The following is a 20,699-nucleotide window of genomic DNA, read 5'->3' as shown; positions in this document are numbered from 1 at the left end:
CCACCCCCACGCTGGTTGAGCGAGCGCAGCGAGTCGAAACCACCGCACCCACCCACCACACCCACACCCCTCTTCGGAGGGTGGCCGCACCCGACTGTGATGTGGATCATGTGACCATGACCACGAACACTGAGCTCTACCGCAGCAGCCGCGACCAGATGATCGAGCTGATCCACGATTACGACCGCGCCGTCCGCGAGTTCCGCTGGCCGGAGATCACCGGCACGTTCAACTGGGCCATCGACTGGTTCGACAGCTTCGCCCGCGGCAACGACCGTCTCGCTCTGTGGATCACCGAAGAGGACGGGTCGGAGGTCAAAGTCACGTTCGACGAGATGGCCACGAACTCCGATCGCGTGGCGACGTGGCTGCGGGGTCTCGGCATCACGAAGGGCGACCGCATCGTCCTGATGCTCGGCAATCAGGTGGAACTGTGGGAGCTGATGCTCGCGATCATGAAGCTCGGCGCGATCGTGATGCCGACGACCGCGGCTCTGGGCCCGGCCGATCTCACCGACCGGATCAAGCGGGGCGGCGCGAGCTGTGTGATCGCGAACGCCGCGGACACCGCCAAGTTCGACACGGTCGAGGGCGACTATCGGCGCATCGTGGTCGGCGGCGACGTCGCCGGCTGGACGTCGTACTCCGCCAGCGCCGATGCCGAGTCGGCCGGACCGTTCGAGTCGACCACCCTGGTGGGCGACCCGATGCTCATCTACTTCACCTCGGGCACCACCAGCCGGCCGAAGCTGGTGGAGCACTCGCAGATCAGCTACGCCGTCGGCCATTTCACGACGATGGCGTGGATCGGCGTGAAGCCGGGCGATGTCCACCTGACCATCAGCTCGCCCGGCTGGGCCAAGCACGCGTGGAGCCTGTTCTTCGCGCCGTGGATCGCGGAGGCGACGATCTTCGTCTACAACTACTCACGGTTCGACGCCGCCGCCCTCATGGGGCAGCTGCGACGGGCCCGCGTCAACACCTTCTGCGCCCCGCCGACGGTGTGGCGCATGCTGATTCAAGCGGATCTGGGAGAACGGCCGGAGGGGCTGCGCGAACTGCTCGGCGCGGGCGAACCGTTGAACCCCGACGTGATCCGTCAGGTCGAGCAGTCGTGGGGTCTCACGATCCGCGACGGCTTCGGGCAGACCGAGACCACGCTCCAGGTCGGCAACACACCCGGCCAACCGGTGAAAGCGGGTTCGATGGGCCGTCCGATGCCAGGCGTTCCGGTCACGCTCGTCGATCCGCTGACCGGTGAGGTCTCCGACGACGGCGAGATCTGTCTGGACCTCGCCCGGCACCCGATGAACCTGATGACCGGTTATCTCGGGGATCCGGAACGCAACGAGCAGGTGATGGCCGGCGGCTACTACCACACCGGCGATGTGGCGCACCGCGACGAGGACGGCTACATCACGTACATCGGCCGCACCGACGACGTCTTCAAGTCGTCCGATTACAAGGTCTCGCCGTTCGAGTTGGAGAGCGTGCTGATCGAGCATCCCGCCGTGGTGGAGGCCGCGGTGGTTCCGCAACCGGACGACACCCGTCTCGCGGTGCCGAAGGCCTACGTCGCACTCGCGGAGGGATGGGAGCCCACCGCCGAGACCGCGAAGACGATCATGGAGTACGCCCGGGACCATCTGGCGCCGTATCTGAAAGTGCGCCGCGTCGAGTTCTTCGAACTCCCGAAGACCATCTCCGGGAAGATTCGACGTGTGGAACTGCAGCAGCGCGAAGCCGCGTCGCATGCGGCGGGAGAGGAGATCGTCACCGAGTTCCGGTACGAGGACCTGGTCGTGTGACTCTGCCGGGGTGCGGGAGTTTCGACTCGCTCCGCTCGCTCAACAGGCCTGAGGGGGAGGGAGTCGACTGCACAACGCAGTTTCGACTCGCTCCGCTCGCTCAACAAGCCTGAGAGGAGAGTCGGTCAACAGGCCTGAGGGGGAGGGAGTCGACTGCACAACGCAGTTTCGACTCGCTCCGCTCGCTCAACAGGCCTGAGGGGAGAGTCGGTCAACCAGCCTGGGGGTGGGAGTCGCTCAACCAGCCTGCGGGGGAAATCGGTCAACCGGCCTGTGAGGTAGAGCCGGCGACAGCGACGGCCTGGCGGGCGATGGCGAGTTCTTCGTTGGTCGGCACCACGAGGACCGTCACCTCGGAGGATTCGGTGGAGATGACACGCGACTCACTGCTGCGGACCGCGTTGCGTTCGGCGTCGATCTCGATGCCGAACTTCTCCAGCCCGGCCAGCGAATCGGCGCGCACCGCCGCCGCGTTCTCCCCGACTCCGGCGGTGAACACGATGGCGTCGGCGCCGCCCAATTCGATCAGATACGCGCCGATGTACCGGCGCAGTCGGTGCAGGTACACGTCGTAGGCCAGGCGCGCCGCTGCGTCGCCCGCCTCGACCCGCTCGAGAATCGCGCGGAAGTCGTTCTCCCCGCACAGCCCCTTGAGCCCGGATCGCTTGTTGACGAGCGTGTCGATCTCATCGACCGACATCCCGCCCACCCGCGCGAGTTGGAAGACGATCCCGGCGTCGATGTCTCCGGTACGGGTGCCCATCACCAGCCCCTCGAGCGGCGTCATCCCCATCGTGGTGTCGACCGGGCGCCCGCCCGCCACCGCCGACATGGAGGCGCCGTTGCCCAGATGCAGCACGATCTGGTCGACGTCGGCGTAGTCGCGCCCCAGGAACTCTGCGGCCCGGCGCGAGACGTACTCGTGGCTGGTGCCGTGGAAACCGTAACGCCGCACCGCGTACTCCTCGGCCACGGCGGCGTCGAGCGCATAGGTGGCCGCCGCGTCGGGCAGGTCGTGGAAGAACGCGGTGTCGAAGACCGCGACCGCCGGCACGTCCGGCAACAGTGCCGACACCGCGTCGATGCCGACGAGATTGGCCGGATTGTGCAGCGGGGCCAGCGGGCAGATCCGCTCGATCTCCGAGCGCACCACGTCGTCGATCAGAGTCGGCTCGAAGAACGAGCGCCCGCCGTGCACCACGCGATGGCCGACCGCCGCCAACCCCGAGTCGGCGACGTCCACACCGTCGGCGGCGAAGAGTGCGAGGACCCGCGCGATCGCCGCCTCGTGGTCGGCGAGCGTCTCCTCGACCTCCACGTCGTGACCGCGGTACCAGTGCTTGATCCGCGACGCCGACTCCCCGATCCGCTCGGCGAGCCCGTCGGCGATCACCTCTTCGGTCACCGGATCGAGGACCTGGTATTTCAGCGACGACGACCCGGCGTTGACCACGAGCACCGTCCCGTCGATCGGTGTGCGGCTCATGCGTCGCTCCCGTTCTCTTCCCCGCCCGGGGTCTCGGTTCGCGGTCCCCGCTCCGTGGCGGCGAGGGCCTTCTTGATGTTCTGCGCCTGAATCGCGGTGATGGCGACGGTGTTGACGATGTCGGAGACGAGTGCGCCGCGAGACAGATCGTTCATCGGCTTGTTGAGTCCCTGCAGCACCGGGCCGATGGCGATCGCACCGGCGCTGCGCTGCACCGCCTTGTACGTGTTGTTGCCGGTGTTGAGGTCCGGGAAGATCAGCACCGTCGCGCGCCCGGCGACCGGCGAATCGGGCATCTTCGCCGCCGCGACCGAGGGTTCGATCGCCGCGTCGTATTGAATCGGCCCCTCCACCAGCAGTTCCGGCGCTCGCTCGCGAACCAGCTCGGTGGCGGTGCGGACCTTGTCGACGTCCTTGCCGGAGCCCGACCCGCCCGTCGAGTACGAGAGCATCGCGACCCGCTGCTCGATCCCGAAGGCCGCGGCCGTCTGCGCCGACGACACCGCGATGTCGGCCAGTTCCTCGGCCGTCGGGTCGGGAACCACCGCGCAGTCACCGTAGGTCAGGACCCGATCGGCCAGGCACATGAAGAAGACGCTCGACACCGTCGACACCCCGGGCACCGTCTTGATGATCTCGAATGCCGGCCGGATGGTCTGGGCGGTGGTGTGCACGGCACCGGACACCATGCCGTCGACGCGGCCGGTGTGCAGCAGCATGGTGCCGAAGTACGACTCGTCGCGCACCACCTCCGAGGCCCGTTCCAGCGTCATTCCCTTGTGCTTGCGCAGTTCGGCGTAGATCGGCGCGAACTCCTCGGCGAGCTCCGAGGTCGCCGGGTCGATGATGTCCACCTCGGACAGGTCGACGCCGAGTTCGTTGGCGCGGCGCCGCACCGAGTCCGGGTCGCCGAGCAGCGTCAACTCCGCCACACCGCGACGCACGAGCCGGTCGGTGGCCCGCAGGATCCGATCGTCGCCGCCTTCGGGCAGGACGATCCGCTGACGGTCCGACTTGGCCTGCGCCAGCAGCTGGTACTCGAACATCTGCGGGGTGACCACCTCCGGTGTGTGCAGATCGAGTTCGGCGAGCAGGTCCTGCGGGGAGACGTACCGTTCCATCAGACTCATCGCCGCGTCGATCTTGCGGACCGACCCGCTGACCATCGCGCCTCGGGTATGCGCGGCGATCCGCGCCGTCTCATAGGTTCCGTGATCGCACGCGATGATCGGCAGCGTCGGACGGAGCCCTTTGACCAGGGCGTCGATCATCGGGTGCGGTCGCAGACCGCCGTTGATGATGATCCCGGACAGCCGTGGAAAGCCTTCCGCCGCATTGGCGTTCACCAGTGCGAGCAGAACGTCCGACCGGTCCGCCGGTGCGATCACCACCATCGACTCGCTGAGCCGCTCGAGGATGTGCTCGACGGTCATGCCGCCGACCATCACCTCCAGCGCCTCGCGTTCGAGCAGATCCGCCTCGCCGGAGTACAGAACTCCGTCGAGCGCTTCGCAGAGTTCGGCCATCGTCGGCGCCACCAGGAGCGGCTCGTCAGGCAGCGCCCACGTCCGCACGTCCACCGATCCGAGCGCGGCCACCACCTCGAGCAACCGGTCGGGATCGCAACGGTTGGCGACCACGCCGACAGTGGTGGCGTGCGCGGCCTTGATGTCGGCCATCAGCATCTCGGCGACCGCCTTCACCTCCTGCGGCTGGCGCTCGAAGGCCTTGACCACCAGAATGATCGGCGCCGACAGATTGGCCGCGATCCGCGCGTTGAAACTCAGTTCGGACGGCGAGGCGACGTCGGTGTAGTCGGATCCGATCACCAGGACGTTGTCGCATTGCTCGGCGACGGTGTGGTACCGGTCGACGATCTCGGCGACGGCGGCGTCGGGGTCGGCGTGCACGTCGTCGTAGGTGACGCCGATGCACTGCTCGTACGGAATGTCGACCGACGCGAACTGGTGCAGGAGGTCGAGGATGTAGTCGTGTTCGCCGGCGGCGGCCCGAGAGATCGGCCGGAAGACGCCGACCCGTCCGCCCGCCGCCGTGAGGACGGCGAGCACCCCCAGCGCGATCGTGGATTTGCCGGTATCGCCTTCCGCCGACGCGACGTAGATGCTGCGGGCGCCCGTGCCAGTCATGCATCCGAGCGTAGTCGGTCGGGACGCATTGCTCGGACCGGCCGCCTCCGGCCCGTCACCGGACGACGGCACGCACCACCATTTCGGCGATCTCGTCGTCGGACATCACGCTGTCGGGGACGAGCATGCAGGAGTACACCACGCGGACCATGAACTCGCTGCCCGCGCGGGGGTCGGGGTACAGCACCGCTGCCTCGTCGTCCTGCACATCGGGCGCCGTGGCGTCGACGATCATCTCGATCAGCGACGGCCGCTCGGAATCGTGCGTGGTGATCAGGGCCCGCACCACTTCCTCGGGTTCGTTCCGGAGGACGTACTGCAGCGCCTCGTGCTCGCGGATGTAGGCGAGGCTGCCGCGGACGCGTTCACGGATCCGCTCGCCGGGGTCGGGCTGATCGGCACCCCACACCCGCAGCTGCGTCCGGAGCTGCTCGAGTTCGCGCGCCATGATCGCGGCGACGAGCGCATCGCGCCCGCCGAACATGCGGTAGGCCGTGGCGCGTGCGACGCCGGCCTGCCGCGCCACCGAGGTCAGGCTGAGGGCTTTGGCCCCGAAGCGCGACACCAGTGCGACGCCCACTTCCACCAACCGGTCACGATCCATGGGTTGAACGGTATCGAATCCCACTACCGTTCCGGGCGGATGTCTCGTCTCGATTGGACGAGAATCACTCACTCCTCGTCGATGTAGTGCATGGCCGCCTCTTCGGCCGAAGCGCCCGCGCCGTCGACGCCGGCGTCGGTCGCGAGCAACTGGTTGTCCACATCCGGACCGACGCCCTCGTCCGGCGCGATCAATCGCCCCGCCCGCCGGTCGCCGACCTCGTCGCGCTCTGGGAAGTCCGGGTCGCCGTCCTCGTCTGCATAGCCGACGTCGGGCACCTCTTCAGCGAGTCTCTCGTCGAGACAGTCGTGCTCGTGGGATGCAGGCGCGTAGTCGGGCGGCGAGTAACCGCGGTCGAGGACGTCCGACAGTTCGCTGTCGGCGAGAGTGTCCGCCGGCTGCAACTGATCGGTGTCGTCCTGGTCGTACTCGCCACCTTCGTACGAATCACGAGCGCTCATACTTCCAGGCTAATGCTTCGGCGTCCGCGCGTGGACGTGTTCTCCGCTACCTTCGCCACGGCTCGTAGCTGCGCGGATCCTCGATCGGTTCCAGGTGAATCGTGGGTACGAGGTCCTCGACCTCATCGTGCAGCGCGGCCTCGACCTCCTCGAGCAGGTCGTGTCCGCGCTGCACGGTCCATTGGCCCGGCACCAGCATGTGCAGCTGGACGAATCGCAGATGGCCGGCCTCGCGCGTGCGTACGTCGTGGAAGTCGACGCCGTCGCCCCGGAATCGGTCGAGGACCCGGTCGATCGCCGCGCGTTCGGCATCGGGCACCGCCGAGTCCATCAGCCCGCGCGTCGACTGGCGCACCAAGCGGTAGCCGACGAAGACGATGTTGACCGCGACGGCGATCGCGATGAGCGGATCGAGGATCGTCCAGCCGGTGAGTGCCACCACCGCGACTCCGGCGATCACGCCCGCGGTGGTCCAGACGTCGGTCATCAGATGCTTGCCGTCGGCCTCGAGCGTCAGCGACCGGTGCTGTCGGCCCGCGCGGATCAGCTGCCACGCCACCGCGGCGTTGATCACCGACGCCAGCACCGAGACCGCCAGACCGACGCCCACCGATTCGAGGTCACGCGGATTGAGCAGCCGGTCGACGGCCGTCACGATGATGACGATCGCGGCCACCACGATCATCACTCCTTCGACCACCGCGGAGAAGTACTCGCTCTTGACGTGACCGAAGTTGTGCTCGTCGTCGGCCGGCTTCGCCGCGATGCGCAGGGCGATGAACGCCACCACGGCGGCCACGAGGTTCACCACCGACTCGGCGGCGTCGGAGAGCAGACCCACCGATCCGGTCATCCACCACGCGACCATCTTCAGCGCGATCACCACGATCGCCGTCACGATGCTCAGCAGTGCCCACCTGGTCAGGTCCCGTGTCTGTTCCACCACACCGGAATCATCCCGCACGCCGGCGGGTCGCGCACCATCCGACGCCACGGAAAGTCGGCATTACGCTGCGGATTCTTCCGCACAGGGGGAGCATTGAAGCATGCTCGACGAGTTGAACGACCAGGCCCGCGCCGACTACGACTCCGGCGAGTTCAGCACGGCACTCGCCGGCTTCTCGGTGCTCCGCGAGATCCGTTCACGCCGCGAGGGCCCGTATTCGGTGAAGTACCTCGAGGCACTCCACAACAGCGTCCGCTGCATGTCGATGCTGGAGATGTGGGACGACGCCGACCTCCTGTGCAGCGAGTTGCACAGCAAGTACGTGCGCACGCTCGGTCGCGGTCAGGAGGTGACGGTCGACGTCGCCAAACACTGGGCGTGGGCGATGGTGCACCGCCACGACCTGCGACCGGCCACAGCACTGTATCTGACCACCGCCGACGCCATGTGGGATGCGGACGCGCCGGGCGCGCGCCGTCTCATCGGCGCGGCGGCCGTCGTCCCCGACGCCCGACCGGCCGAGATGGTGTGGCGGGGCCGGGTGGACGGTGTCCCGATCGCGCACACCGACGAACTGCTGGCGGTGCTGGGCGCCGTCGCCGAACGGCTCGCGGAACACGCAGACGCCGAGCCGACCCTCACCCTGGACGGTTTGGCGCTCACCGGCTGAGCTCGGTCAGATCACCGGTTCCTCACGCTCGATCCTGGCGGCCAGCGCGCTGACCTTGCCCGGCACGGTGAACAGCGTGACGACGCTGACCACGATGAGCAGCACCGCGAGGATCCACAGGATGGTCGAGAGGGTCCAGACGGCGGGCAGCACGATCATCGCGATACCCGCGAGCACCGAGACCACACCCGAGAGCATCACCAACCAGCGGGGCGCCATGGTGACCGTGAAGCGCGACCCGAGCAGATCCTGCAGACCGCCGATGATCCATCCGATGCCGATGAAGACACCCAGGAGCACCAGCGACTTGGACGGGTTGATGGTGGCGAGTACGCCGACGGCGAGCACGATTCCGCCGAACACGCCGAGGAGCAGCCGGGTCCCCGCGGTCGCCCGGGTCAGCGCGAAGGCGACGAAGAGCCGGAAGAGCCCGGCGACGATGAGCGAGATGCCGAACAGCACACCGATCACGGCCAGTGTCGCGGCGGGCCAGACGAGCGCGACGATGCCCAGCGCGATTCCGACGAGCGAGGAGAAGATGACGAAGGTCCGCACGGCGCCGACCGCGTCGTTCGGGAGAACCGACGGCGATGCTTGAGTGGTCATGCACGCAGCGTAGCGTGCAGACCTATGACTGATAAGGCCTTCTTCACCGTCGACGGCGCCGGTCGGTACGACCCCACCGGGTATGCGGTGGGACTGTGGGGCCCGGACGCGCTGAACGGACCGTCGGTCTGCGCGATCGCCGCCCGCGCCGCCGAGAACGCTGGCGGCAGTGCCGATTTCACTCCCGCACGGTTCACCCTCGAGTTGTTCAAGAGCGCACGACGGCTGCCCACCGTGCCCACCACGACCGTCCTGCGCGACGGTCACCGCATCCGGGTCATCGAGGTGTCGGTACGGCAGTACGACGGCGACGCCGAGATCCTCGTCGCGCGCGGCAACGTCGTGTTCCTGAAGACGGGTTCGAATCCGCCGGGCGAGCGATGGGAGCGCCCCGCGCGGGAGCGGACCTTCACCCCGCCCGCCGACGCCGGTGACGGCTACCGGCCGTGGTTCCGGACCGAGGGCGGGACGTGGTCCAACGACATGGGCGAGTACCAGAACTCCGAGCGGCTCACGATCTGGAGCAGGCCGTTCAACGCCGTCCCCGATGAGGAGTTGACGCCCTTCCAGCGCGCGGTGATCGCCGCCGAGTCGACGAGCCTGGTCACGAACATCGGCGACGGCGGTATCGGGTTCATCAACTGCGATCTGACCGTCGCGGTCGCCCGATTGCCGGAGGGCGTCCGCGTCGGCGTGGAGGCCGACTCGCACATCGAGAACGCGGGCGTCTCCGTCGGCACCGCCAACCTGTACGACGAGCACGGACAGTTCGGGGTGGGAATGGTGACCGCCGTCGACAACACCCGCGCGATGATCGATTTCACGACCGTGAAGCCGTACACCAACCGGGCCCCCGAACTGAGCTGACCCGGGAGAACCGGCGGCGACCACACCTGGGCGAGTAGTGTTCTAAGTCACAGCGAGCTATTTCCGGAGGCTGTCGTGACGAACAGGTATCTCAGGTACGGTGATCGTCGTTTCATCATCAATCGCGAGACGGAAGCCCGCCTTCACCGCGCGCTCGACAAGGTCTACGCCGACGGGAGCGCGGGCCACGAGTGGCTCAACCTCTACCCCGACAGCGAGGCCGAGTGCCGGCTGCTGATCGCCGCGGGGGTGCCGATCACGATTGAGACGGAGCCGTATCTCGACGCTCCTGCTTAGCCGCGTCTGCTCTCTCCGCCCGCCGGCGCGCATTGCGCGGGAGGATGTACCGGGTGTCGATGAGCCAATAGGCCGCGAAGACCGCTCCGGCGAGGCCCCAGCCGAGCAGGATGTCGAAGACGTAGTGCTCGCCGCTGTAGACCAGCGCGAACGCCATGGTGAGCGCGTACCCCATGAACATCGTCTTGCCGAACCAGCGCGTTCGCGGCCACATGAACAGCGCGAGCAGCATCGTCAGTCCCGCATGCAGGGACGGGATCGCGGCGACGAGATTCGACTTCGTCTGACCGAACCGGACCGCTCGCAGCACCATGTCCAAGCCGATCACACTCCAGCCGCGGTCGGAGATCCGCTCCACGTACGGTTCGGCGCCGGGATTCTCCGGATGCACCTCACCGAGCAGGTTGCCGGGCACCTCGACGTCGGCCCGGTACATGCACGGCGGATCGTGCGGACTGTCGGCGACCTGCGCGACGGTGCAGCGGGCCGCCGCCCACGGCGGCGCCGCCGGGACCAGCGTGTAACCGACCAGGCCGAGGAAGCTCACCGCGATGAAGCACGCGGCGAACCGGCGCCACAGCGCCCGATCGCGCACCCACAGCACCGCGGCGGTCGCGTACGGAACGATGAAGTACGACATGTAGACCGCGCTGGTGATGACCTCCCACCACGGCGGCGAGGACTCCTTCAGATGCGACTGAAGCCAGACGGTCGGGTTGGTCCCGAAGATCCAGTGGTCGACGTCCGGCGCGAGTTGCCAGTGCGCCGGCATGTCGAGCCACACCGCGATGTTCCGGGTCCAGTCGTAGAGCATCAGGATCAGGACGAAGGGCAGCCAGTCGATCAGCACGGTGCTGACGCGACGGCGCCCGATGGTGGCGGCCGCCATCCCGAACGCGAGAAAGAAGATGAGACTCGTCCGGTCTGCGGCGATGCCGTACCGCCAGAAGTAGACGGCCAGGCTCACCGCCCAGATCGTCAGCAGGATCCGGCGCAGCAACCGGAAGTCGCGCACCTTCTCCTCGACGACTTCGATGGGCGCGTCGTCCGGGGGGAGATCCGGGATCGAGTCCGCACCGGCGGGAGGATCGTCTGGGTCGGGGTCGGATCCACCCGCCGTACCCGGCGACGCCGTGTCCACGCTCACGCCCGAGCCTCCTGCCCCAGTCGAGGACGGTGCCACCGTCCATGGCGAACTCTATAGAAGTTCTCCGGGAATTGGCTGTCAGTGCACCGGATGTCTTCCTTGCGGCCACCCCGGAGGCGGTCGGCCAGACGATAGGCTGGGTTCATGCGAGTCGGAGCCCATCTTCGCCAGGACGAGAACCCCGTCGCCACCGCCGAGGAACTCGGGATCGACATCTTCCAGATGTTCGTCACCGATCCGCAGAGCTGGAAGAAGCCCGAGCCGCATCCGCACGCCGAGCAGATCCGCGAGTCGCCGATCGACGTGGTCGTGCACTCGAGCTATCAGATCAACGTGGCGAGCCTGAACAACCGCCTGCGGATGCCGTCACGCAAGGCTGTGGAGCAGCAGGCCGCGGCGGCCGCCGACCTCGGCGCGATCGGCCTCGTGGTGCACGGGGGCCATCTGAAGGACGGGGAGGACGCGGCCGACGGATTCGCCAACTGGCGCAAGCTGTTCGAACGACAGGCGGACAAGGGCGGCTTCGGGGTGCCGATCCTGATCGAGAACACCGCGGGCGGCGATCACGCGATGGCCCGGACACTGGAGTCGATCGAGCGCCTGTGGGACGCCGTCGGAGACTTCCCCGAGGCCGGGTTCTGCCTCGACACCTGCCATGCCTGGGCCGGCGGTGAAGACCTCGTCGGCCTCGTGGAACGGATCAAGTCGATCACCGGCCGGATCGATCTGATCCATCTGAACAACTCGCGTGACGAGTTCGACTCGGGCCGCGACCGGCACGCCAACCTCGAGTCCGGCCAGATCGATGCGGAGGTGCTCGCCGAGTTGATGAAGACCGCCGGTGCACCCGGTGTGCTGGAGACGCCCGCCGACGGCATTCCCGACGATCTGGCGTATCTGCGATCGCTCTGACGGGCACCGGGCGCCGTCCGCTTGCATTTGTTAGCGGGGCCACACCGCACTCATATTGTCCGTCTGAACGGCTAGCGGTACGCTGTCAATAGTTACCGGCAAGTAACATAGTCGGCACCGAGTCAGCCACCGGAGCCACGCCCCCGGGAAACGAACTTCTAGAACAGCGAGTAAGGAAAACCATGGGCCATTACAAGTCCAACCTGCGCGATCTGCACTTCAACCTCTTCGAGATGTACAAGCTCGACGAGGTCCTCGCCTCCGGCGAGTTCGGCGACCTCGACCACGACACCGCGGTCGACATGCTCCGCGAAGTCAAGCACCTCGCCGAGGGCGTCATCGCCGACTCGTTCGCGGACGCCGACCGCAATCCCCCGGTCTTCAACCCGGAGGACCACAGCGTCACCATTCCCGACAGCTTCAAGAAGTCGTACAACGCCCTGATCGAGGCCGGCTGGGACAAGGTCGGCGTCGACGAGGAACTCGGCGGCCTGCCCGCACCCCGCTCGCTGTACTGGGCGATCGGCGAGATGATCCTGGGCGCCAACCCGCCGGTGTTCATGTACGCCGCCGGTTCGGGCTTCTCGAACATCTTCTACGACAACGGCACCGACGAGCAGAAGAAGTGGGCCGCCATCTGCTCCGAGCGCGGTTGGGGCGCCACCATGGTCCTGACCGAGCCGGACGCCGGCTCGGACGTCGGCGCGGGCATCACCAAGGCCACCCTTCAGGAAGACGGCACCTGGCACATCGAGGGCGTCAAGCGCTTCATCACCTCGGCCGACCAGGACATGACCGAGAACATCTTCCACCTGGTCCTGGCCCGCCCCGAGGGCGCCGGACCGGGCACCAAGGGTCTGTCGCTGTTCTTCGTTCCGAAGTTCCACTTCGACCATGAGACCGGCGAGCTGGGCGAGCGCAACGGCGCCTTCGTCACCAACGTCGAGCACAAGATGGGCATCAAGGCCTCGGCCACCTGTGAGGTCAGCTTCGGCCTGCACGGCACCCCGGCCAAGGGCTGGCTCGTCGGCGAGGTCCACAAGGGTATCGCCCAGATGTTCGACGTCATCGAGCACGCCCGCATGATGGTCGGCACCAAGGCCATCTCGACGCTGTCGACCGGCTACCTCAACGCTCTCGATTACGCCAAGCAGCGCGTGCAGGGCGCCGATCTGACGCAGATGACCGACAAGGCCGCTCCGCGCGTCACGATCACGCACCACCCGGACGTGCGCCGCGCGCTGATGACCCAGAAGGCCTACGCCGAGGGTCTGCGCGCCGTGTACCTGTACACCGCGTCGCACCAGGACGCCGTCGCCGCGAAGATCGTCTCCGGCGCGGACGCCGAGATGGCGCACAAGGTGAATGACCTGCTCCTCCCGATCGTCAAGGGCGTCGGCTCCGAGCGTGCCTACGAGAAGCTGACCGAGTCCCTGCAGACGCTGGGCGGTTCGGGCTTCCTGCAGGACTACCCGATCGAGCAGTACATCCGGGACTCGAAGATCGACTCGCTGTACGAGGGCACCACCGCCATCCAGGCGCAGGACTTCTTCTTCCGCAAGATCATCCGCGACAAGGGCCAGGCACTGGCCCACGTCGCAGGCCAGATCCAGGACTTCATCGACAACGGCCAGGGCAACGGTGGCGAACAGTTTGCGGCCGAGCGCGCACTGCTCAAGACCGCCAACGAGGACGTCCAGGCCATGGCCGCCAAGCTCACCGGCTGGCTGATGAGCGCGCAGGAGGATCCGAAGCAGCTGTACCTGATCGGCACCGCGTCGGTCCGCTTCCTGATGGCCGTCGGCGATCTGCTGATCGGCTGGCTGCTGCTGCGTCAGGCCGTCGTCGCGCAGGCCGCGCTCGACGCCGGTGCCTCCGGTGACGACAAGGCGTTCTACGAGGGCAAGGTGGCCTCGGGTGTGTTCTTCGCGAAGAACATGCTGCCGCTGCTGACCTCCGTTCGCCAGATCGTCGAGAACAACGTCGACAACGACCTGATGGAGCTCGACGAAGCCGCGTTCTGATCGGGCGGTTCAGATCCGGTCCACTCCGACCGGCGCAAGCGCAGGGACCCCGCCGGGAGCAGCCAGTTTTCCCGGCGGGGTTCTCTCGTCACCGGATCCGGTCTACGGTCGGATCGGCGGAACTTCGTCCGATTGGAGCGCGAGGCAATGAAAGCACTCGTCTATCACGGGCCCGGGAACAAGTCGTGGGACGACGTGCCCGAACCCCGGATCCAGGCGCCCACCGATGTCATCGTGAAGATCGACGCGACGACGATCTGCGGCACCGACCTGCACATTCTGAAGGGCGACGTCCCCGCTGTCACGCCGGGACGCATCCTCGGCCACGAGGGCGTCGGGACGATCACCGAGGTCGGCGCGGCGGTGACCACGCTGTCTGTCGGCGATCAGGTGATCATCTCCTGCATCAGCGCGTGCGGTAAGTGCGCCTATTGCAAGCAGGGCGTGTTCTCGCACTGCCTCGGCGACGAGGGCACCTCGGGGATCGGCTGGATCTTCGGCCACCTCATCGACGGGACGCAGGCCGAGTACGTCCGTGTGCCCTACGCGGAGACCTCCGTGTACCGGCTGCCCGACACCATGCGTCCGGAACAGGGCGTCGTCCTCTCGGACATCCTTCCGACCGGTCACGAGATCGGCGTCCGCTACGGCGCGGTGAAGCCCGGGGACGTGGTCGCGGTCATCGGTGCCGGCCCCGTCGGCCTGGCCGCGATCGCCACGGCGGGACTCTACGGCCCGAGCCGCGTCATCGCCGTCGATGTGGATGCAGGCCGCGTCGAGCAGGCCCGCAGGTTCGGCGCCACGGACGGCGTCGTGTCGTCCGACGACGACTGGCGCGAGCAGATCCTCGCGATGACCGACGGCCTCGGCGTCGACGTCGCCATCGAAGCGGTCGGAGTGCCGCAGACCTGGAACATGTGCCTGGACATCGTGCGCCCAGCGGGACACGTCGCGAACGTCGGAGTGCACGGCACCGGCGTCGACCTGCCGCTGCAGGATCTCTGGATCACCAACGTGACGATGACGATGGGACTGGTGAACACCGACACCCTCGGCACCCTGCTCAAGATGGTGGCGCAGCGGAAGATCGACCCGGACGTGTTCATCAGCCACCGGTTCGCACTGCACGACATGATGGACGCCTATGACGTCTTCGAACGCGCCGCGGAGACCAAGGCGCTGAAGGTGGTGCTCACCGCGTAGCGACGATCCGCTACCGCGCGTTCGCAGCCGCGATCACCGCGGTCAGCAGTCCCGGGTAGGCGGCTTCCATCTCGGCGTCGCGCAGCACGTACTCGGCTCCCTGGCCGGCGGGTCGGCGCTCGATCACGCCCGCCTCGCGCAAGATCTTGAAGTGATGGCTCGCGGTGGCCTTCGTGACGGTGTCGTACAACCCGGCGCACGAGACGGGCGCGCCCGCGCGGCTCAACCGCCGCACCATCTCCAGACGGACCGGATCGGCCAACGCGCTCAGCACCGCGTGCAGGTCGGCGACGTCCAACCGCGCAGTCGTCCCCGTCACGGGTCCACCTCCTCGAAAACAGTTTGATGGTCGTCGAACAGTTGCGGTACTGTCGTCACTGTTCGATCTCTATCAAACATACTCGAGGACGCCATGACCAGCAGCACCGTCACCCACCGACCGGTGGAGCGGACCACGCATCCACAGGCGTGGTCGTACCTGCTCCTGCTCGCGCTTCTCGCGCTGGCACTGGGCTGCTCCGGACTGCCGTCGCCGCTCTATCCGATCTACCAGTCGGAATGGCATATGAGCCCGCTGACGATCACCATCGTCTTCGCGGTGTACGCGATCGGCGCGCTCGGATCGGCGCTGACCGTGGGCCCGGTCTCCGACGCCGTGGGCCGCAAACCCGTGCTCATCGCCGCACTGATCTCCATCCTCGCCGGACTCGGCCTGTTCCTCATCGCTACCAATGCGTGGGAGCTGATGATCGCCCGCTTCCTGCACGGAGGCGCGATCGGTGCCATCACCGTGGTGGCGGGCGCGGCACTGCTCGACGTCCGACCGCACGACGGCGCCCGCAACGGCATGGCCAGCGGTATCGCCCTCAACGTGGGGATCACGATCACCGTCTTCGGTGCCGCCGCCGCGGCGCAGTGGGCGTCGAACCCGCTGCGGGTGCCCTTCGCGATCGTCGGCGCCGTGGTCGTGGTGATGCTCGTCGCCGTGATCGCACTCGTGGAACCGCACACCGAACGCACCGGCGGCCGCATCCGCCTGCAGCGTCCGTCGATCCCGAAGGAGATCACCTCCGACTTCTGGTTCTCCGGAATCGGCATCATGACGGCGTGGTCGGTCCTCGGCGTCTTCCTGAGCCTCTACCCCGCGCTGACCCAGCACGCCACCGGCCACACGTCGGTGATCTTCGTCGGAGTCGTCGTGGCCGTGATGGCCGCGGCCTCCGCGGCGTCCCAGTGGGTGGGCGGCCGGCTCGATCCCCGCACCGCCGCCATCACCGGCGACCTGGGGATGATCGTCGCACTGCTGTCGGCGATCTGGGCGCTGCACACCGGGTCGACGGCATTCGTGATCGTCGATTCCATCGTGCTCGGCGCGGCCTTCGGTCTGGCCTTCGGAGGGTCTCTGCGGCATCTGAACGACGTCACGCCCCCGGATGCGCGCGGCCGGGTGATGAGCGCGTACTACCTGCTCGGCTACTTGGCGATGGGCGTTCCGACCGTCATCGCCGGGGCACTGTCGTCGTCGTACGGAACCGCCGAGGTGTTCCCGTGGTTCGCCGGTGCCGTGGCCCTGGCGTGCTTCACGGCAGCGGTGCTCGGCCTCCGGGGCGGTCGGCCGGATCGGGTGCCCGCGGCCGGTGCCTAGGGCGGAAGGAACCGTCAGCCCTCGATGCCGAGATCGACGAGCAGTTCCTCCGCGATCCGCTCCAGATCGGCACGGATGCGCGCGGGGTCGACATTCGGCGGCAGCCGGACCTCCAACTCCGCCTCGAACAGCATCCCACCGGCCATCGGGGCCTCCCGGGTGCCGGTCGTCATCTTCTCGATCGAGACCCCGCCGGCGCTCAGCGCCGCCGAGAGTTCGTGAACGATGCCGGGACGATCGTTCCCGAGCAGTCCGATCGTGAGCGCCGGCCAATCGGCGGTGCTCGGTTCGGCGCCGTCCGCCGAGTGGACCGCCACCTCCAGCAGCCCGTCCAGTCCGGTGACCGCGGCGATCAGTGCGTCGGCGCGCTCGTCGGGAACCGCCACGACGACGATGCCCGCGAACTTGCCCGCGAGTTGTGCCAGCTGACTGCGCTCCCAATTGCCGCCCTGCGCGGCGACCGCATCGGCGAGCGCCGACACCAGCCCCGGACGGTCGTCCCCGATCACCGACAGCACCAGATTCCGCATGGTCGAAGCGTATCGGGGAATGCTCACGCGGGCGGTCGCACCGGCAGGTTCTCCCGGAGGAATCGGCTCAATCTCTCCACAGCCGGCGTACGGATCGTCGAGGCCCAGGCCAGCCCGATGTCGCGGCGCAGCGTCTCCGGCGCCACCGGGACCTCGGCCACGCCGGCGATCGGGCGCCCGGCCCGCGGCAGCAACGCGATGCCCAGACCTCGTTCGACGAACTCGCGGGCGGTCGCGAACTCGGTGATCTCGATCGCGACCCTCGGCGTGTATCCCGCCGCGGCGCACCACTCCTGCGTCGCGCGCCGCAGATGATACGTCTCCGGGTTCGCGATGAAGTCTTCGCCCGACAGCTCCGCGAGCGCCACCGAGGAACGCCGCGCACTCCAGTGATTCTCGGGTACCGCCACGACGATCTCCTGTGAGCCGACCATCGCGTGCTCCACCTCGTGCGCGAGCGGAATGGTGATCGCGAGATCGAGCTCCCCGGACTGCAGATCGGCCACCAACTGTGCGCCGTGAGCCTGTTTGAGCTCCAGGCGGATCCCCGGATTGCGGTGGTGGAAGGCCGCCAGCAGTTCGGGCACCTCGCCGGAACCCATCGTCAGCGGAAAGCCGAAACGAACCGATCCGGTGCTCCCGTCTCCTGCGTCGACCGCGCGCTCCACAGCGTGTTCGAGCGCGGCGAGCGGTGCGCGGATGTCGGCGACCAACGACAGCGCGGCCGGAGTCAACCGCACCTTGCGTCCGTCTTTGATCAACAACGGAACGCCCATCTGCGCTTCGAGCGCGTGCAGGCGCCTGCTCATCGAACTCTGCGAGACGCCGAGCGCAGCCGCCGCGGCGGTCATCGAACCGCCGTGGGATTCGAGTGCGGTCAGCGCGCGCAGCCGAGGGGACAGCTCCCCGGTCCATTCATGCACAATCGGATCATATTCCAGCCGAATCACATTAGACGGATCATTAGCGGCGGACGAGCATCGAATACGTCACCTCGACGCGAAGGAGAGCCCGATGAGAATCCGTACCGCAGCCGTCGACCTTCCCGACGCCGACGTCGTCCTGGTGGGCGCGGGCATCATGTCCGCCACCCTGGCCTCGATGCTCGGTCACCTGGAACCCGAGTGGTCGGTGGTGGTGCTGGAAGCCGCCGATCGCGCCGCAACCGAGAGCAGCGATCCGTGGAACAACGCGGGCACCGGCCACTCAGGCTTCTGCGAACTCAACTACATGCCCGACCCGGAGGACTCCGCGAAGGCCGAGTCGATCGCGGCGCAGTTCCTCCTGACCCGCGAATGGTGGGCACATCTGGCAGCGGCCGGCGGGCTCGACCCCGCGTCGTTCATCCACACCACCGGGCACCTGAGCGTCGTCTTCGACGGGGACACCGACTACCTGCGGCGCCGTCACGCCACACTGCGCCGGTCGCCGCTCTTCGACCGCCTCGAATTCACCGACGATCCCGCCACCGTCGGCGCATGGGCCCCACTGGTGACCGACGGTCGCGCGCCCGGACCGATCGCCGCCACGCGGCATCCGGACGGGACGGACGTCGACTTCGGGGCGCTGTCGACGGGTCTGCTCGAGACCTCCGGTGCCGAGGTCCTGTTCGGCCATCGGGTGCGCCGGATCGCCCGCGACGCTCACGGCCGGTCCACCGTCACCGGCCGCGGTCGGGCGGGCCGCTTCCGCATCCGCGCTCGGCATGTCTTCGTCGGCGCGGGCGGACAGGCCCTGCGGCAGCTGCAGAAAGCGAAGCTCGACGAGGTGAGCCGCTACGGGGTGCTGCCGGTCGGAGCGGCCTTCCTCCGGTGCGACGCGCCGGAGGTGGTCGCACGGCACGACGGCAAGGTCTACGGGCAGGCCCCGATCGGCGCCCCGCCGATGTCTGTGCCGCATCTGGATCGCCGGACCGTTCGCGGCCGCGACCATCTGATGTTCGGCCCGTACGCCACGTTCAGCACCCGGCTGCTCAAGGGCGGGCACCTGTGGGACTTCTTCGCCACACTGCATCCGCGGAATCTGTGGACCGTGATGTCGGCCGCGGCGACGAACCTGGATCTCGTCCGGTACCTCGTCTCCGAACTGCTCGCGGGGCGCGCGAAACGCTTCGCACAGCTCCAGCGGTACCTCCCCGAGGCCCGCGACGCGGACTGGACCCTGGTGCACGCCGGCCAGCGCGCGCAGCTCGTCACGCCCGGCCCGGGAGTCGCCGGAGTGCTGCAGCAGGGCACCGAGTTGATCGTGAGCGCCGACCGGCAGGTCTCCGGACTGCTCGGCGCATCGCCGGGTGCATCGACGGCCGTGCCGATCATGATCGATCTGCTCCGACGCGCCTTCCCCGCCGAATGGTCGCAGCGGTGGGCAGAGGACCTGCACGCGGCAGTGCCCGATCTGCGCGTCGAGGAGTGGACCCACGACGACGTGCGCCGCGCGACGGCCGAGACCGCCCGCGCACTGCGGCTGCGACCGCCGGCCGAGCACCGCTGAAAGACGAGCGACGGCCCCGCATTCGTGCGGGGCCGTCGCAGGCGTCGATCCGGTGCGGAGACTCTACTTCGGTGGCATCCGGATGCCGCCGTCCACGCGGACCACCTCGGCGTTCATGTACGAGTTCGTGATGAGCTCCTCGACCATCGACGCGAGCTCGTCGGGCACGCCCAGACGCTTCGGGAACAGCACGCTCTCGCCGAGCTTGGCCTTGAACGCCTCCGACTCCGGACCCGAGCCGTAGATGGGGGTGTCGATCAGGCCGGGGGCGATGCAGTTCACGCGGATGCCCGCCGCCGACAGGTCGCGGGCGACCGGCAGCGTCATGCCGACCACGCCGCCCTTCGACGACGAGTACGCGGCCTGGCCGATCTGGCCGTCGAAGGCCGCGACGGATGCGAGGTTGACGATGGCGCCGCGCTCTCCGTTCGCATTCGGCTCGTTGCGGCTCATCGCGGTGGCGGCGAGGCGGACCGTGTCGAAGGTACCGATCAGGTTGATCGCGATGACCTTCTTGTAGAGGTCCAGGTTGTGCGCCGAGGCGAACTCGCCGTCGCGGCCGATGGTGCGCTGGGCCCAGCCGATACCGGCCGAGTTGACCACGGCCTTCAGCGGTCCGAGCTCGACAGCCTTGTTGACCGCCGCCTCGATCTGTGCGGTGTCGGTGACGTCGACAGCGACGAAGACGCCGTCGATCTCCTTGGCCAGGGCCTCGCCGTCCTCGGCCTTCAGGTCGGCGATGACGACCTTGGCGCCCCGCGCGGCGAGCCGGCGAGCCGTCGCGGCGCCGATGCCCGAGGCACCTCCGGTCACGATTGCACTTGCTCCATTGATATCCATGTCGGGGAGCATATCT

20 protein-coding genes are annotated in these 20,699 nt (G+C 67.9%); 9 read left to right on the top strand and 11 right to left on the bottom strand.

The genetic code is table 11. The features are described from left to right. The first annotated feature begins 116 nt into the window (after nt 1-116). The gene (locus Y710_RS02440; RefSeq protein WP_062366342.1) at nt 117-1,808 is read left to right on the top strand and encodes an AMP-binding protein; all 1,692 of its coding nucleotides are present in this window, start codon (nt 117-119) and stop codon (nt 1,806-1,808) included. Between the two features lie 262 nt (nt 1,809-2,070). On the opposite strand, the gene Y710_RS02435 is transcribed toward Y710_RS02440, so the two are convergent. The 5 genes from Y710_RS02435 to Y710_RS02415 form a co-directional block, all read right to left on the bottom strand. Further along, nucleotides 2,071-3,294, bottom strand: coding sequence for an acetate kinase (locus Y710_RS02435; RefSeq protein ID WP_006897020.1), 1,224 nt, complete (start codon nt 3,292-3,294; stop codon nt 2,071-2,073). Next, the gene (gene pta / locus Y710_RS02430) at nt 3,291-5,441 is read right to left on the bottom strand and encodes a phosphate acetyltransferase (protein ID WP_045537235.1); all 2,151 of its coding nucleotides are present in this window, start codon (nt 5,439-5,441) and stop codon (nt 3,291-3,293) included. The genes Y710_RS02435 and pta overlap by 4 nt, the downstream gene beginning before the upstream one ends. Before the next feature lie 55 nt (nt 5,442-5,496). Next, nucleotides 5,497-6,045: a TetR/AcrR family transcriptional regulator gene (locus Y710_RS02425; protein WP_006897022.1), complete on the bottom strand. Its 549-nt coding sequence runs from the start codon at nt 6,043-6,045 to the stop codon at nt 5,497-5,499. 68 nt (nt 6,046-6,113) lie between these two features. Then, complete coding sequence (locus Y710_RS02420) at nt 6,114-6,506, bottom strand: DUF5709 domain-containing protein (protein WP_045537234.1); 393 nt, start codon at nt 6,504-6,506, stop codon at nt 6,114-6,116. Nucleotides 6,507-6,552: 46 nt separating this feature from the next. After that, nucleotides 6,553-7,452, bottom strand: coding sequence for a cation diffusion facilitator family transporter (locus Y710_RS02415; RefSeq protein ID WP_006897024.1), 900 nt, complete (start codon nt 7,450-7,452; stop codon nt 6,553-6,555). 100 nt (nt 7,453-7,552) lie between these two features. Between Y710_RS02415 and Y710_RS02410 the strand changes: the two genes are divergently transcribed. Further along, entirely contained in the window at nt 7,553-8,122 is a 570-nt protein-coding gene (locus tag Y710_RS02410) for a hypothetical protein (RefSeq protein WP_045537233.1), read from the top strand. 6 nt (nt 8,123-8,128) lie between these two features. On the opposite strand, the gene Y710_RS02405 is transcribed toward Y710_RS02410, so the two are convergent. Next, the gene (locus Y710_RS02405; protein WP_045537231.1) at nt 8,129-8,728 is read right to left on the bottom strand and encodes an HdeD family acid-resistance protein; all 600 of its coding nucleotides are present in this window, start codon (nt 8,726-8,728) and stop codon (nt 8,129-8,131) included. A gap of 24 nt (nt 8,729-8,752) precedes the next feature. Here Y710_RS02405 and Y710_RS02400 point away from each other — a divergent pair, with 24 nt between their 5' ends. Then, complete coding sequence (locus tag Y710_RS02400) at nt 8,753-9,595, top strand: acyl-CoA thioesterase domain-containing protein (RefSeq protein WP_045537229.1); 843 nt, start codon at nt 8,753-8,755, stop codon at nt 9,593-9,595. A 75-nt stretch (nt 9,596-9,670) separates the two neighbouring features. Next, a complete protein-coding gene (locus Y710_RS02395) occupies nt 9,671-9,892 on the top strand; it encodes a hypothetical protein (RefSeq protein WP_006897028.1) in 222 nt (73 codons plus the stop codon). Here the strand turns inward: Y710_RS02395 and Y710_RS02390 are convergent. Beyond that, nucleotides 9,852-11,039 carry a phosphatase PAP2 family protein gene (locus Y710_RS02390; RefSeq protein ID WP_062366196.1) on the bottom strand — a complete coding sequence of 396 codons (1,188 nt, stop codon included), beginning with the start codon at nt 11,037-11,039 and terminating at the stop codon, nt 9,852-9,854. The genes Y710_RS02395 and Y710_RS02390 overlap by 41 nt on opposite strands. Before the next feature lie 144 nt (nt 11,040-11,183). Between Y710_RS02390 and Y710_RS02385 the strand changes: the two genes are divergently transcribed. The 3 genes from Y710_RS02385 (at nt 11,184) to Y710_RS02375 (ending at nt 15,178) form a co-directional block, all read left to right on the top strand. Then, nucleotides 11,184-11,951 (top strand): deoxyribonuclease IV, encoded by a 768-nt coding sequence (locus tag Y710_RS02385; protein ID WP_006897030.1) that lies wholly within the window; start codon nt 11,184-11,186, stop codon nt 11,949-11,951. Nucleotides 11,952-12,133: 182 nt separating this feature from the next. Beyond that, entirely contained in the window at nt 12,134-13,975 is a 1,842-nt protein-coding gene (locus Y710_RS02380) for an acyl-CoA dehydrogenase (protein ID WP_006897031.1), read from the top strand. Between the two features lie 147 nt (nt 13,976-14,122). Continuing rightward, a complete protein-coding gene (locus Y710_RS02375; protein ID WP_006897032.1) occupies nt 14,123-15,178 on the top strand; it encodes a zinc-dependent alcohol dehydrogenase family protein in 1,056 nt (351 codons plus the stop codon). Between the two features lie 10 nt (nt 15,179-15,188). Here Y710_RS02375 and Y710_RS02370 read toward each other — a convergent pair whose 3' ends face one another. Continuing rightward, a complete protein-coding gene (locus tag Y710_RS02370) occupies nt 15,189-15,497 on the bottom strand; it encodes an ArsR/SmtB family transcription factor (RefSeq protein ID WP_006897033.1) in 309 nt (102 codons plus the stop codon). 93 nt (nt 15,498-15,590) lie between these two features. On the opposite strand from Y710_RS02370, the gene Y710_RS02365 reads away from it, so the two are divergent. Further along, nucleotides 15,591-16,823: an MFS transporter gene (locus Y710_RS02365; protein ID WP_006897034.1), complete on the top strand. Its 1,233-nt coding sequence runs from the start codon at nt 15,591-15,593 to the stop codon at nt 16,821-16,823. A gap of 14 nt (nt 16,824-16,837) precedes the next feature. On the opposite strand, the gene Y710_RS02360 is transcribed toward Y710_RS02365, so the two are convergent. Both Y710_RS02360 and Y710_RS02355 read right to left on the bottom strand, forming a co-directional pair. Continuing rightward, complete coding sequence (locus Y710_RS02360; protein ID WP_006897035.1) at nt 16,838-17,353, bottom strand: glycine cleavage system transcriptional repressor; 516 nt, start codon at nt 17,351-17,353, stop codon at nt 16,838-16,840. A gap of 23 nt (nt 17,354-17,376) precedes the next feature. Further along, nucleotides 17,377-18,276: a LysR family transcriptional regulator gene (locus Y710_RS02355; protein WP_006897036.1), complete on the bottom strand. Its 900-nt coding sequence runs from the start codon at nt 18,274-18,276 to the stop codon at nt 17,377-17,379. Nucleotides 18,277-18,367: 91 nt separating this feature from the next. Here Y710_RS02355 and Y710_RS02350 point away from each other — a divergent pair, with 91 nt between their 5' ends. Further along, on the top strand, nt 18,368-19,843 hold the full coding sequence (locus Y710_RS02350) for a malate:quinone oxidoreductase (RefSeq protein ID WP_006897037.1): 1,476 nt from the start codon (nt 18,368-18,370) through the stop codon (nt 19,841-19,843). Nucleotides 19,844-19,906: 63 nt separating this feature from the next. Here the strand turns inward: Y710_RS02350 and Y710_RS02345 are convergent, their stop codons facing one another. Further along, entirely contained in the window at nt 19,907-20,683 is a 777-nt protein-coding gene (locus tag Y710_RS02345) for an SDR family NAD(P)-dependent oxidoreductase (RefSeq protein WP_039867696.1), read from the bottom strand. Nucleotides 20,684-20,699 lie beyond the last annotated feature (16 nt).

It is taken from the genome of Gordonia sp. QH-12 (assembly GCF_001578675.1).
Taxonomy (GTDB): domain Bacteria; phylum Actinomycetota; class Actinomycetes; order Mycobacteriales; family Mycobacteriaceae; genus Gordonia; species Gordonia sihwensis.
This window is presented reverse-complemented; position numbering and strand designations above follow the sequence as displayed.

What these genes read in the sequence shown, in the direction of transcription:
- Y710_RS02440 (WP_062366342.1), top strand. Translation starts at nt 117, where the DNA reads ATGACCACGAACACTGAGCTCTACCGCAGCAGCCGCGACCAGATGATC.
- Y710_RS02435 (WP_006897020.1), bottom strand. Translation starts at nt 3,294, where the DNA reads ATGAGCCGCACACCGATCGACGGGACGGTGCTCGTGGTCAACGCCGGG.
- pta (WP_045537235.1), bottom strand. Translation starts at nt 5,441, where the DNA reads ATGACTGGCACGGGCGCCCGCAGCATCTACGTCGCGTCGGCGGAAGGC.
- Y710_RS02425 (WP_006897022.1), bottom strand. Translation starts at nt 6,045, where the DNA reads ATGGATCGTGACCGGTTGGTGGAAGTGGGCGTCGCACTGGTGTCGCGC.
- Y710_RS02420 (WP_045537234.1), bottom strand. Translation starts at nt 6,506, where the DNA reads ATGAGCGCTCGTGATTCGTACGAAGGTGGCGAGTACGACCAGGACGAC.
- Y710_RS02410 (WP_045537233.1), top strand. Translation starts at nt 7,553, where the DNA reads ATGCTCGACGAGTTGAACGACCAGGCCCGCGCCGACTACGACTCCGGC.
- Y710_RS02405 (WP_045537231.1), bottom strand. Translation starts at nt 8,728, where the DNA reads ATGACCACTCAAGCATCGCCGTCGGTTCTCCCGAACGACGCGGTCGGC.
- Y710_RS02400 (WP_045537229.1), top strand. Translation starts at nt 8,753, where the DNA reads ATGACTGATAAGGCCTTCTTCACCGTCGACGGCGCCGGTCGGTACGAC.
- Y710_RS02385 (WP_006897030.1), top strand. Translation starts at nt 11,184, where the DNA reads ATGCGAGTCGGAGCCCATCTTCGCCAGGACGAGAACCCCGTCGCCACC.
- Y710_RS02380 (WP_006897031.1), top strand. Translation starts at nt 12,134, where the DNA reads ATGGGCCATTACAAGTCCAACCTGCGCGATCTGCACTTCAACCTCTTC.
- Y710_RS02375 (WP_006897032.1), top strand. Translation starts at nt 14,123, where the DNA reads ATGAAAGCACTCGTCTATCACGGGCCCGGGAACAAGTCGTGGGACGAC.
- Y710_RS02365 (WP_006897034.1), top strand. Translation starts at nt 15,591, where the DNA reads ATGACCAGCAGCACCGTCACCCACCGACCGGTGGAGCGGACCACGCAT.
- Y710_RS02360 (WP_006897035.1), bottom strand. Translation starts at nt 17,353, where the DNA reads ATGCGGAATCTGGTGCTGTCGGTGATCGGGGACGACCGTCCGGGGCTG.
- Y710_RS02350 (WP_006897037.1), top strand. Translation starts at nt 18,368, where the DNA reads ATGAGAATCCGTACCGCAGCCGTCGACCTTCCCGACGCCGACGTCGTC.
- Y710_RS02345 (WP_039867696.1), bottom strand. Translation starts at nt 20,683, where the DNA reads ATGGATATCAATGGAGCAAGTGCAATCGTGACCGGAGGTGCCTCGGGC.